This is a genomic window from Aquiflexum gelatinilyticum, assembly GCF_024813435.1.
GTDB classification, from domain to species: domain Bacteria; phylum Bacteroidota; class Bacteroidia; order Cytophagales; family Cyclobacteriaceae; genus Cognataquiflexum; species Cognataquiflexum gelatinilyticum.
The window spans coordinates 175,508-187,903 of record NZ_JANAEZ010000008.1; the positions used below are offsets into that span (position 1 = coordinate 175,508).

Consider the following 12,396-nt stretch of genomic DNA (forward strand, 5'->3'; position numbering starts at 1 on the left):
TTTGACATAATTTCCAAGATAGTACAGGACACATTAACAGCACCAAACCATCAATTTTAACCTATCAAAATTGAAACAAAAATGGGAAACAACAGCAAGAAATTTGAGCACGTCAGCTACCTCTGGGATGATGCCAAAGCAGACCAACTGAAGCACGATGAAGTGGCCATGCTTATCTACAGGTCCAATATTTTGGGCGCTGACCTGAGAATCACCAACTATGGCGGCGGAAATACAAGTTGCAAGACCATTGAAAAAGACCCGCTGACCGGCAATGACGTCCCTGTGATGTGGGTGAAAGGTTCCGGAGGAGATATCGGAACTTTGACCAAAAGCGGCTTGGCTGGCTTGTACCTCGACAGACTGCATTCCCTGAAAAAAATATACAGAGGCTTGGAATTCGAAGATGAAATGGTGGAGCTTTTCAACCACTGCATCTACGACCTGAATTCCAAAGCGCCTTCCATTGATACGCCTCTGCATTCCTTTTTGCCATTTACCCATATTGACCATTTGCATCCGGATGCGCTGATAGCTATCGCGGCCGCGAAGGATGGTGAGAAAATCATTCAGGACTTATTTGGCGGAAGCATCGCTTGGGTTCCCTGGCAAAGACCGGGTTTTGACCTTGGCCTGAAACTCGAAGAAGCCATCACAAAAAACCCAAACCTCCGGGGAATTGTCCTCGGTCAGCATGGACTTTTTACCTGGGGTGAAACAAGCTACGAATCCTATATCAACAGCCTTGAAGTCATCGAAACCTGTAGCAAATACCTCCACGCAAATTATGGAAAAGGCAGGCCGGTTTTTGGTGGAACCAAGACCACAACTTCCTTGGACGAAACCCAAAGAAGGGACCAGGCTGCCAAACTTGCTCCTACACTCCGTGGTCTCTGTTCTTCGGAAGGCTTGATGGTCGGACATTTTACCGATGCCCCTGCTGTGATGGAATTCATCAACAGCGAAGATGTCGAACCACTTGCGGCGATGGGTACAAGTTGCCCAGATCATTTTCTCCGTACCAAAATCTGCCCCTTGGTTTTGAATTTGGCACCGGAGGAAGACCTGACTGACAAAAGCCTGCTTGAAAAACTGAACAGCCAATTTGAAGGATATAGGGCCAATTATGCCAAATACTATCATGACCACAAGCATCCAAACAGTCCTGCCATTCGGGATGCCAATCCTGTAGTCATCATATGGCCGGGAATCGGGATGTTTACTTTTGCTAAAAACAAGCAGACCGCACGTGTCGCGGCGGAGTTTTATATCAATGCCATCAACGTCATGAAAGGGGCTGAGGCAATTTCGACTTATGTGTCGCTGCCTTTGCAGGAAGCTTTCAATATTGAATATTGGTTGCTCGAGGAAGCCAAACTCCAAAGGATGCCTGCCGAAAAACCTCTGTCAAGAAAAGTGGCTTTGGTCACCGGAAGTGCAGGAGGAATCGGAAAAGCCATTGCCGAAAAATATGCGAAAGAAGGTGCCTGTGTCGTTTTGACTGACATTGACAGCACCAAACTGGCTGCTTCTGTGGCTGAGTTTGAGAAGAAATTTACCAAAGACAATGTGATCGGGGTGTACCTTGATGTGACCAAACCTGAAACCTTGAAAGCATGCACCCGGGAAATCTGCCTCAACTATGGAGGTTTGGATATTGTGGTAAACAATGCAGGCATCAGCATCAGCCGTTCATTGGAAGAGCATTCTTTGGAGGAGTGGGACAGGTTATACGACATCTTGGTCAAAGGCCAATTCATCGTCTCCCAAATGGCCTTTGATGTGCTGAAAAAACAAAACAAAGGTGGCGATATCATCAACATTGTCAGCAAAAACGGTTTGGTGGCCGGTCCAAAAAACGCCGGTTATGGTTCTGCCAAAGCCGCCCAACTCCACCTCACCAGATTGATGGCAGCCGAATTGGGTGATTACAAAATCCGTGTCAACTCCATCAATCCCGATGCCGTGATCGAAAATTCATCGATTTGGCAAAGTGGATGGGCGGAAGACAGGTCAAAAGCCTATGGCGTACCTTTGGAAGATTTACCCAAATTCTATGCAAGCAGGACCTTGTTGAAAGAAGAAGTGAGGACAGAGGATATCGCCATGGCGGCTTTTGTCTTTGTGAGTGGCATGCTCAACAAAACCACCGGAAATATGCTAAATGTGGATGGTGGATTCGCAGCCTCTTTTCCCAGGTAATATGGTTTACTCTTTATTTTGTTCCTAGCCAATAATCCATTATTCTGCTTCAAACGGGACGGATGACCGATGTGCCGGTCATAGGATAGTTAGGACTAGATTTAAATTTATCATCCTATTAGGTATCAATGGAATTCAAATGGGATTGAGGGTTGTGTCCGAAACAATATCTATCAATATCCAATATCAATAAATATCTTAAGAGAGAATCCGCAGATCTCTTTCAAAGTCAAACCAAAATAACCCCAAAATGACGATGTTCGACAAAATGGACAAAATCAACAACGGGTCCAAAACCCCGAAGTACCAGCAGGTAGTCAACCTGATCTTGGAAGATATCGAAAGCGGCAGGTTGAAAATCGGAGAGCGGATCTCTTCGATCAACGAGATGAGCTTTGATTTCTTGCTTTCGAGGGATACAGTCGAAAAAGCCTACAACGAACTCAAAGACCGGGGCATCATTACTTCGGTCAAAGGGAAAGGCTTTTATGTGAGTTCGACCAATACTTCCAACAAACTCAAAGTCCTGTTGCTTTTCAACAAGCTCAGTTCCTACAAAAAAATCATCTACTATTCGGTCTTGGAAACCCTTGGCGATAAAGCCACGGTCGACATCCATGTCCATCATTACAACAAGTCGATGGTGCAGGAACTGCTCGAAAGGAATATGGGAAAGTACCATTACTATGTGCTAGCGCCGCATTTTTATGATGAAGATTCCCACCTGATGGATTCTTATGACATTGCCAGGCAGTTTCCCGAAAACAAACTGCTGATCATGGACCGTGCGGTCAAAGGCCACGAAAATGAATTTCCGGGTGTGTATCAGGATTTTGAAAAGGATATTTTCCATGCCTTGGAAGACGGGATCGAGCATTTGAAAAAATACCAAAAACTCAAACTCGTCTATCCGCGGGGACTGATGTATCCGCCGGAGATTGTGGATGGATTTAAGAAATTCTGCTTCTACTACAATTTTGATAATATAATCCTTGACGGTATCGACGCCGAACCCCTGTACGAAGGCGATGTTTATATCACTTTGGCGGAAACGGATCTGGTAAATGTCGTGAAGAAAAGCAGGGAACAAGGTTTGGAATTGGGAAAAGCAGTGGGATTGATTTCTTATAATGACACGCCGCTAAAAGAGATTTTGGCGGATGGCATCACAACGATCTCCACTGATTTTGAGCATATGGGAAAAAGGATTGCAGAACTGATTTTGGGGAAAACCACCGAAAAGGTTTCCAAAAATCCATTTAAAATGACAGTGAGGAAGACGTTGTGAGGTTGAAATCAGATTTTTTCTCCCAAGCATTCGAACTCAAAAAATCAAATGCTTTAACAAATAATTGTTTGATTCAACCACCTTATAAATCCCATACCTGATAAAGTCCTCCTCCACATCCGGATTGATCAATTGGATCAAAAGCCTGTTGCCAGGTAAAGCCATGGTTACTTTTCCATTTGTCGGCAGCGGAATGTCTCCGCTCACTTGTTTGGTCCCATCAAACAAAATGAGACTGTGGTACGCTGGATCTTGAAAATGATGGTATGTGCGGTCCTCTGCTATCTTCTTCTCATAGGTTCCATAAGGTATTTCGCGGATATAATCCAAAACAAACATTCCTTCATCAAGGAGAAATAATTTGTGGTTTTTTGCACCCAAAGAAGTCCTTCCATAACCTTGGAAATCACTCTCTGTAATCAGACTCTTGTTGAGCATATTGAACTCACCATGGTTAATCTTTATTCTTGACTCCAACTTCCGGGAAGTCAAATCATAAATAGTGATTTCATTGTCCAAATTCGTTGTCAAAAAAAGCTTCTTTTTCTTTGGGTCAATTTTGTAAATAATTGAATGAAGATTATTTATTGTCGATTTATCGAATTTCTTATTCATGGACCTATCTAGGGCGGGGGACATTTTGTACAACTCCTCTTTCTCTACCTCATAAATTTCAATCAAATCAGAACTGTTTTCCCTATCAGGCCTGGTAGAATTTGTACCTGAGGGAGTTGTGATAAATGACAAACTTGATTGGGATTGATTTTGATAGAAATAGGCAAAAAATTCCATTCTCCCATAAATATGCATTTTTGTACCCGACAGATAGCGGATCTTGTTTTTGACATTTAACTTTTGGTCATATAGAAAAAGCTGATAAGGAGTCTGAAGCCAAATGTCACCTTCTTCTGTAAATGCCATGGCATTAAATGCAGCCGAGGATTGATTAGGTCCTTCCCCTACCAAAACTTTATTGATGACAAAATCTCCTTGTTCGTCTATCAGGACTATCCTCGTCCCTTTAGAATCGGAAATATATCCCAAGTAAAGCTTGCTCTCAGGATGATAATCAACGATCACGACCGGCAGCAAGGAGTTGATTTTAAATTCCTCCACTTTCTCTAATTGGTATTGGGAAAATGAATCTTTTGGCAAAAAGAGCATTGATAAAGAAAAAACAAATGCCAGCGATAGTTTTTGAGTTATTGTGGCCATGGTCTTGAGTAAATAAATGGTTGAAAAGTGTTTGGATAAGGTGTATTACGATCTAAAATAAGTTTAGGTTGTTTTGCAAAATATTCGTTTTCTCATTTCTTAGATATTCCCAAAAAATCATTCCTCCCTTTTCAGCCCAACCCTGAACAGCCTGAAATAATCTTTTTCCTCTTCCTCATCCGGTTTTCCCATCATCCAGAGTTCTCCGTTGCGAATCAGCATACTTCTGGGTTCCAAGCCATCCGGAACAAAATCATTGATCACATTTCCAAGTGAGTCTAGGATAGCAATTCTTTTTGGATATTTTTCCATCATCTTTTCTCTAAAAATCGATGCTTCTACTGGAGATTTGTTTTCAAAATTGGTTTCAGTATCTGTTTCATTATACCCCTGAAAATAGGCGACTACAAATACTCCATCGATCTTTTTGATATTGTCAATCCTACCTGAGGAAAAAAGCATACTTATAAACCTGAAATCGTTTGGATCTTCTGTTCCTTTAGAATAATTGTAATCAGGAAGATTAATTGGAATGGAGGATTTTAAAGAATAAGGCTCTTTAGCTTCATAAACATGAATTACAGGCTCTAAACCAAATGCTACATAAATATGCTCTTTATCAACGGTAAAAACAGGAAACCATGTGGGAGAAAAGAAATAGTTGCCATTTAAAAAAACACTGTTCTCCGGAAACCCGATGATTGCATTTCTTTTTCCACCTAAGGGATCAATTACTGATAACAATTTGAGGTCTTTATATTGATGGACTTCCGAAGGCCTCGGTTCAAAATTAAGGTAAAGGAGCTTATCTGTTAAATTTTCAATACCAAATCCCATGGCAGTCATACGTTCGTTGGGAACCTGAAAATCATCGTATTTTACCAAAGACAATAACTTCCCATCAAAATCATAAGTAAAAAAACCTTTATAGCCATACACCAAAAAAGAACCAGATCCGGTAATTTTAATTGTGCTCATTAAAGCCCCATACGTATCAGGCATGTCACCGAACTTGGAAAAAGATGAAAGAATGTTTCCCTCAAAGTCAGCGATAAAGATATCTTCAGAAAATTCTTTATGATCCATAAACAGAACCGTTCCGGATTTTGGATCAATATCATGAACAGTGGGATTGCCTAGGTAATCAATCTGGATACTATCTAACTTTTCAAAAGAGATTGACTTTTGAACTGTAGCGGTTTCATCAACTTCAGAATCTTGATTTTTGGAATTGCAGGAAAAAAGTAAAATGAACAAAATAAAAGAGACCGGATACCGCATAGGATTAATTTTTTTAAACCTGAAACAAATCATCACACTTATTTTCTGGAAAAGGGTGACTATTAAACCTAAAAAATAAATTCTACACATCAAAATGAAATTATCCACCTAATCAAGATTCAGGAAAATAATCTTAAGATTTAGGAAACCCGGATTCAAAAAATATAGATGTCACGCCTAACAAATTGAGCGCAAATTAAAAAAACCACACAAAGCTATTGGCAGAAATTGTAGAATGTAATCGAAATTTTAGGCCTAATATTTAGATCGTAATCGAAAAATTAGGCGTATTTTTTCGATAAGGGGAAAAGGAAATCCCATTTTCACACCATTCTTATATCCCAAAACCCGACACTACAGGATATTTTATTAATCAGACTTTTTGTAATTGAGAAAATAAAATTCTAAACTCAGTTCCCAGGATTGTTTTAAAAGATATTGGTGGATACTTATGGATATTTTTGGATATTGTGGAGGTAGGAATTAATGACAGATTTCAATTAAAGCTGAGAGCAAGACGCTAGTATCCACAAATATCCAGTATCAAAAAATATCTTTCCAAAATACCCGAATTCGCCACACAATGAATTTTAATAAAAATATAGGCCTCTTCATCCCCTGCTACGTCGATCAGTTTTATCCCAAGGTTGCAATTGCGACTTTGGAATTGCTGGAGAAATTGGGTTGTCAAGTGACTTATCCAATGGGTCAGACCTGTTGCGGGCAACCCATGGCCAATGCGGGGTATGAGAGGGATACAATTGCCACGACCAAGCATTTTATAAGGATTTTCAAAGATTTTGATTATGTCGTGGCCCCATCAGGTAGCTGTGTCCTGCACGTCAAAGAACATGCGCCTGCCATCGCAGGAATGGAAAAAGAACAAGCTGAGCTTCATGACAAGATTTTTGAACTGACAGAGTTTTTGACTGATATCTTGAAAATCGAGAATATCAAAGGAAGCTTTCCCCACAGGGTTGGATACCATGCTTCCTGTCATGGGCAAAGAGGTTTGAGGCTTTCGGCTTCAAGTGAATTACACCAAACCCCTTTCAACAAAGCGAAGCAATTGATGGTTAATCTGGAAGGATTGGAATGGGTTGAATTGGAAAGGAAAGATGAATGCTGTGGTTTTGGAGGCACATTTGCGGTAAGCGAAGAAGCCCTTTCCATCCAAATGGGCAAGGATAGGTTGGCCGACCACCAAGCACAACATGTTGAAATCCTTACGGGAGGAGACATGTCCTGCATCATGCATTTGCAGGGAATCGCCAAGCGAAACGGCAATCCCATCCAGTTTAAGCATATCTCCGAAATCCTAAACGAAGCCATCTCATGAGCCATCCCATACAGGCAGCGGAATTTTTGCAGGATCAGGCCAAGTCCAAATGGCATGATGAGACCCTGTGGTTTGTCCGGGACAAGCGGGATAAAATCAGCAAATCCGTCCCTGAATGGGAAAACCTCAGGGACCTTGCCTCCCAGATCAAAGACAATGTATTGGCCAATCTGGGCAGTTATCTGGAGGAATTTGAAAAAAATGCAAAAGCCAACAACATCCATGTCCACTGGGCAAAAGATGCAGAAGAACATAACCGGATTATTCTTGGGATTCTGAAGGAAAAACGCTGCAAAGCCATCGTCAAAAGCAAATCCATCCTGACAGAAGAATGTCACTTGAATCCCTATCTGGAAAAAAATGGAATCGAAGTCGTGGATACGGACCTTGGCGAGCGCATCGTACAGTTCCTTAATCAGGCCCCAAGTCATATAGTCTTGCCGGCAATCCATCTGAAGAAAAGGGATATTTCTGAAATTTTTCACGAAAAACTCCATACCGAAAAAGGAAACGAAGATCCGGATTACCTCACCCACGCGGCAAGAATCCATTTGAGGGAAAAATTCCTTTCCGCAAAAGTAGCGATCACTGGGGTGAATTTCGGAGTTGCGGAAACGGGAGAGTTTGTGGTCTGCACCAATGAAGGCAATGCCGACATGGGTGTCCACCTCGCAGATGTGCACATCGCCTGTATGGGAATAGAAAAAATCATCCCGAAGCGGGCCCATTTGGGGGTTTTCCTCCGTCTGCTCGCAAGATCGGCGACAGGACAAAGCGTCACCAATTACACTTCCCATTTTAGAAGTCCATCTCCGGGAAAAGAAATCCATATCGTTTTGGTGGACAATGGCCGGACTGCACAATTGGCAAGACCAAAATTCAAAAATTCACTCAAATGTATCCGATGTGGGGCTTGTATGAATACCTGTCCGATTTATAGGAGAAGCGGTGGTTTCAGCTATGAAAGCACTGTTCCCGGTCCGATTGGATCGATATTGTCTCCGGGCATAGATTTACAAAAACACAGTTCATTGCCATTTGCCTCCACCCTTTGCGGCAGCTGCACCGATGTCTGTCCTGTGAAGATCAATATCCACGAGCAACTCTATGAGTGGCGGCAGGAAATCACCAAAGCACAGCCTGACAGGGCTAAAAGTCTGGCGATGAAGATTGCCAATGGGGTTTTTTCGGTTCCTTTCGCCTATAACCTCAGCGGAAATTTGATGCGTGGGGCTTTGAAAATCCTGCCTGACAGCATCACCTATTCAGGTCTGAATACCTGGGGAAAGCAACGGGACTTGCCTGAGTTGCCAAAAGAGTCATTCAAAGACTGGTACAAAAAGAACCGCAAATGAGCAGCAGGGATCTGATATTGTCCAAAATCAAGGCAGTTCCTTTGGAAGCAAAGGACCTTCCAACTATCCCTGAATTCGAATTTGAGGGTGATTTGAAAGCCAGGTTTATAGCTTCCATCCAAGCCAACAAAGGTGAAGTGATATCAAAAGAGGAGTTTTTAAGCTTGTTGGATTCTAAGGTTTTCGAAAAAGTCTATTCCCGTATTGAAGATTTTTCTTCCTTCACCAATATCAGAATCACTGAAGATGCACATCACCTCGATGACCTGAATCTAGCCATTATCAGGGGACAATTCGGAGTAGCAGAAAACGGTGCAATATGGTTGGAGGATCAGGATATGGGTTTGCGGGCACTGCCCTTCATCACAGAGCATTTGGTGATTGTGTTGGATTCTGCCCATTTGGTCGCCAACATGCATCATGCTTATGACAGGATCGGCTTACAGGAATCCGGTTTTGGGCTATTTATCGCTGGCCCTTCCAAGACTGCCGACATAGAGCAATCTTTGGTAATTGGAGCCCACGGGGCAAAGAGTCTGAGGGTGGTGTTGGTTTAACCTTTGAGGTTTCCAAAACCTCGAAGGTGTGACAAAATCCGGTCAAGATTTTAGCTGGACTTTTACTTTGAATTTAAACAGAATGAAAACAGAACAGCGCACATTTGCCTTCAAGATGTCTATCCGTCCCGGCATGGAAGAAGAATACAGGCGGAGACATGATGAAATATGGCCCGAACTGAAAAAACTACTCGAGGATTCGGGAATTTCTGAATATTTCATTTTTTTGGACAGAGAAACCTCCACCCTATTTGCCTTTCAAAGAATAACAGGAAAGGGCAATTCCCAAGAACTTGGTAACCATCCTGTCGTACAAAAATGGTGGAAATACATGGCCGATATCTCTATTTCAAATCCAGACAATTCCCCTGTAAGTATTCCTTTGGAGGAAATGTTCAGGTTGTGATTTCTTTTCATTGAGAATCCCTCAGTTTGATATATCCCTCCAATGCGCTCACATAATGGTCAAATGCTACCTTTCCGTTTTCGGTGATTTTGCATGTGGTCAGTGGAAAATTATCCCTGAAAGACTTACCCACCTCTATGTAACCCGCGTCCTTGAGTTTGGATAGCTGTACACTCAGGTTGCCGGCTGTAGATTTGGTTTTTTCTTTGATAAAATTAAACTCTGCTTCCTCCACAGACATCAGCAATGACACGATCGCCAACCTCAATTGACTATGGAGAAGGGGATCCAAATCTTTGAACATAAAATTATTTTTTTAAACTCCCCATCAAATGGGCAGGCAATATATAACTCACAACAATAGCGACCATTAAGAGCAACAACTGATATTGAAAAGGTTGAAAAAAAGCCATTACCCCACAGATCATGCTTGCCAAGGCTCCCCAAACGAGGTATTTATATTGCAAAGTAACTCCAGTGGTATAACCGGCCAATCCATACAACAACATAAAAAATGGATACGTGGAATCCCATCCGATTCTAAAAGAACCGATCAACAAGGCAATAATTGCGAAAAACATTCCTGTCCAAATCCCTGCCATTACCCTGCCTGTAAATGTTGGTCCGGTGGATGCTGTCTTTCTTTTGTTTATAAAAACAAAATGTGCAACGGAAACCAACGGCATTGCCATCCAAACCAAAGAAGGGTTTTGAAATCCAATTACAAATTCCAATAAATAATGAATCAGTGCGCATCCAAGTACCGAATACCCCCAAAGGAGATATATAAACCTGTCCGAATAGATTTTGTATTTGGTGGATTCGATCATCGTCCGGATCAACTGAATACTTTCAGCCTCATCCCACTTTTCGGTATTTTCCATTTTCGATATATTATTTTTTATCTAAAAGCATGTTGAAACTCGGATACCACGTTTTCCCATTGGGAGAAAATTCCCCTTTCTCTGACCACTGACCTTTTTCATTTAAAGTAATGAAATACCGAACTTTTCCCTGCGGAACATCAAAACCCCATTCCCAATTTTTGTCATCTTGCACGGTTACATAGGCTTTCGTCTTTTGTCCTGAAGCCAGCCAGCTCATCATTTCATATTCCTGTTTGGCTTCATCAAAAGTAATGATCGCAAAGGCATTGAATTCAAGTTTGCCTTCATTATATCCCTTTCCTTCGACAGAAAGTATTTTCCCTCCCAATTTCAACTCTACATTTTCATGTTGATCCAATTGCATGGTCTGACCCGGTCCGGTGGTTACACTAGCTTTTCCCTCCCATTTTCCCTCTATAAATGAAAGTTTCTTTATGGCTTCCTGAGAGGAAACCTGTCCATATACAGACAATGAAGCCAAAACCATTATGGTGATAAAAACCCCTATTTTCATGGTGTAAGTGTTTATTTGAATTTCAAATATAAAGTAGTTTATAATATAAACCAAATTTGATTCAAATTTCTACAAAAAACTTTTCCAAGCCCTCCATTTTAATTCCTAAATTGTAGACAAAACCCACCATACCATGAAAAATTTCCCAAAATACTTCTTCATTTTCTGGTCGATTGTATTCTTGCTTTTTGCCTATTGGCAAGTCAACGACCCCGATCCTCAAATATGGGTATCCGTCTATTTACTTGCAGCTATATTTTGCGGACTTGCCGTAATGGGAAAACATCCTTTGATTCCTTTGGGAATAATTATTGTAGCCAGTATCATCGGAGCGGTTTATTTCTATCCGACTTCGGTATCCGAGTGGGTCAATTATGAACTAGAAAACAAAGACCTGACCATGAAAACGCAGGAATCCGAAGAAGCTAGGGAAACATTTGGCTTGCTTATCATTGCCGCGATTCTTTCCGTATCAGCCTATTTTGGCTGGAAAAACAAAATCTAAAATTACAGTCCAATTAAATTATAATTCCTTATGAAAAAGTTTTCAATTATTATTTTGGTCCTTTGCGGCCTGATTCCCAATCTGATCCATGCTCAGGATACCCGGTATTTTGAAATGAGGACTTACACTGCACATGAAGGAAAAAGACCCGATCTGATCAAAAGATTTCAAGACCATACCCTAAAATTGTTTGAAAAAAACGGAATTGAAAACATTGCCTATTTCATTCCTACGGACGAAACCAATAACACCTTAACCTTCATTCTTGCCTATCCCAACAAAGAATCAAGGGATTTATTCTGGAATAAATTTGCCAACAGTCCCGAGTGGCAAGCCGCTGCGAAGGCCTCAGAAGCAAATGGTCCTTTGGTAGCGAAAGTTGAACAGGTATTTATGGAAAATGCACCTGACCTGACACCGGAAATCATCCGCGATGATTACCAAGGAGAAAGGGTTTTTGAATTGAGGACGTATACCATGATGCCAGGAAAAGTGGACGCAATCCATGCGAGATTCAGGGATTATACACGTGAATTGTTCCAAAAACACGGCATGATCAATGTGATGTATTGGTACACTGTCGAAAAAGATCCTGCTGTACAGACCAAATTGGTTTATCTTTTGGCACACAAGAATGAAAAAGCTGGCAAAGCATCCTTCGAAAAATTCGGAAAAGATCCTTCTTGGATTGTGGTCCGAGATGCTTCAGAGCAAAACGGAAAAATAGTCGAAAAGATAACCTCGGTATACCTTAAGCCTCTCCCTTTTTCGCCTTTGAAGTAAAGGAACATTTATTTGCTATTTTTCATTTTCAAATAAGAAAGCCCCAAGAAAATCTGTCGATTTT

General features: G+C 41.4%; 13 protein-coding genes. 8 read left to right on the plus strand and 5 right to left on the minus strand.

Annotated features, from left to right (window positions below; translation table 11 throughout):
* The first annotated feature begins 81 nt into the window (after positions 1-81).
* Both NK987_RS16945 and NK987_RS16950 read left to right on the plus strand, forming a co-directional pair.
* Positions 82-2,202 (plus strand): bifunctional rhamnulose-1-phosphate aldolase/short-chain dehydrogenase, encoded by a 2,121-nt coding sequence (locus tag NK987_RS16945; protein ID WP_259264817.1) that lies wholly within the window; start codon positions 82-84, stop codon positions 2,200-2,202.
* A gap of 250 nt (positions 2,203-2,452) precedes the next feature.
* Positions 2,453-3,490 (plus strand): GntR family transcriptional regulator, encoded by a 1,038-nt coding sequence (locus NK987_RS16950; protein WP_259264818.1) that lies wholly within the window; start codon positions 2,453-2,455, stop codon positions 3,488-3,490.
* Positions 3,491-3,526: 36 nt separating this feature from the next.
* Here the strand turns inward: NK987_RS16950 and NK987_RS16955 are convergent, their stop codons facing one another.
* A complete protein-coding gene (locus NK987_RS16955; RefSeq protein ID WP_259264819.1) occupies positions 3,527-4,705 on the minus strand; it encodes a hypothetical protein in 1,179 nt (392 codons plus the stop codon).
* A gap of 117 nt (positions 4,706-4,822) precedes the next feature.
* The gene (locus NK987_RS16960) at positions 4,823-5,986 is read right to left on the minus strand and encodes a hypothetical protein (protein WP_259264820.1); all 1,164 of its coding nucleotides are present in this window, start codon (positions 5,984-5,986) and stop codon (positions 4,823-4,825) included.
* A 583-nt stretch (positions 5,987-6,569) separates the two neighbouring features.
* On the opposite strand from NK987_RS16960, the gene NK987_RS16965 reads away from it, so the two are divergent.
* From NK987_RS16965 to rhaM, 4 genes are all read left to right on the plus strand, one after another.
* Positions 6,570-7,325, plus strand: a complete 756-nt coding sequence (locus NK987_RS16965; RefSeq protein WP_259264821.1) for a (Fe-S)-binding protein — start codon at positions 6,570-6,572, stop codon at positions 7,323-7,325.
* Positions 7,322-8,680: a lactate utilization protein B gene (locus tag NK987_RS16970; RefSeq protein WP_259264822.1), complete on the plus strand. Its 1,359-nt coding sequence runs from the start codon at positions 7,322-7,324 to the stop codon at positions 8,678-8,680. The genes NK987_RS16965 and NK987_RS16970 overlap by 4 nt, the downstream gene beginning before the upstream one ends.
* Positions 8,677-9,237, plus strand: a complete 561-nt coding sequence (locus NK987_RS16975) for a LutC/YkgG family protein (RefSeq protein ID WP_259264823.1) — start codon at positions 8,677-8,679, stop codon at positions 9,235-9,237. Before NK987_RS16970 ends, NK987_RS16975 begins: the two co-directional genes overlap by 4 nt.
* Positions 9,238-9,319: 82 nt before the next feature.
* Entirely contained in the window at positions 9,320-9,643 is a 324-nt protein-coding gene (gene rhaM, locus NK987_RS16980; RefSeq protein WP_259264824.1) for an L-rhamnose mutarotase, read from the plus strand.
* 7 nt (positions 9,644-9,650) lie between these two features.
* On the opposite strand, the gene NK987_RS16985 is transcribed toward rhaM, so the two are convergent.
* The 3 genes from NK987_RS16985 to NK987_RS16995 are packed head-to-tail and all read right to left on the minus strand — an operon-like array spanning position 9,651 to position 11,044.
* Positions 9,651-9,947 carry a winged helix-turn-helix domain-containing protein gene (locus tag NK987_RS16985; RefSeq protein WP_259264825.1) on the minus strand — a complete coding sequence of 99 codons (297 nt, stop codon included), beginning with the start codon at positions 9,945-9,947 and terminating at the stop codon, positions 9,651-9,653.
* 4 nt (positions 9,948-9,951) lie between these two features.
* Positions 9,952-10,527 carry a hypothetical protein gene (locus NK987_RS16990; RefSeq protein WP_259264826.1) on the minus strand — a complete coding sequence of 192 codons (576 nt, stop codon included), beginning with the start codon at positions 10,525-10,527 and terminating at the stop codon, positions 9,952-9,954.
* Between the two features lie 10 nt (positions 10,528-10,537).
* A complete protein-coding gene (locus NK987_RS16995) occupies positions 10,538-11,044 on the minus strand; it encodes a DUF1579 domain-containing protein (protein WP_259264827.1) in 507 nt (168 codons plus the stop codon).
* A 133-nt stretch (positions 11,045-11,177) separates the two neighbouring features.
* Between NK987_RS16995 and NK987_RS17000 the strand changes: the two genes are divergently transcribed.
* On the plus strand, positions 11,178-11,549 hold the full coding sequence (locus tag NK987_RS17000; RefSeq protein WP_259264828.1) for a transmembrane 220 family protein: 372 nt from the start codon (positions 11,178-11,180) through the stop codon (positions 11,547-11,549).
* A gap of 30 nt (positions 11,550-11,579) precedes the next feature.
* A complete protein-coding gene (locus NK987_RS17005; RefSeq protein WP_259264829.1) occupies positions 11,580-12,332 on the plus strand; it encodes an NIPSNAP family protein in 753 nt (250 codons plus the stop codon).
* Positions 12,333-12,396: the final 64 nt, after the last annotated feature.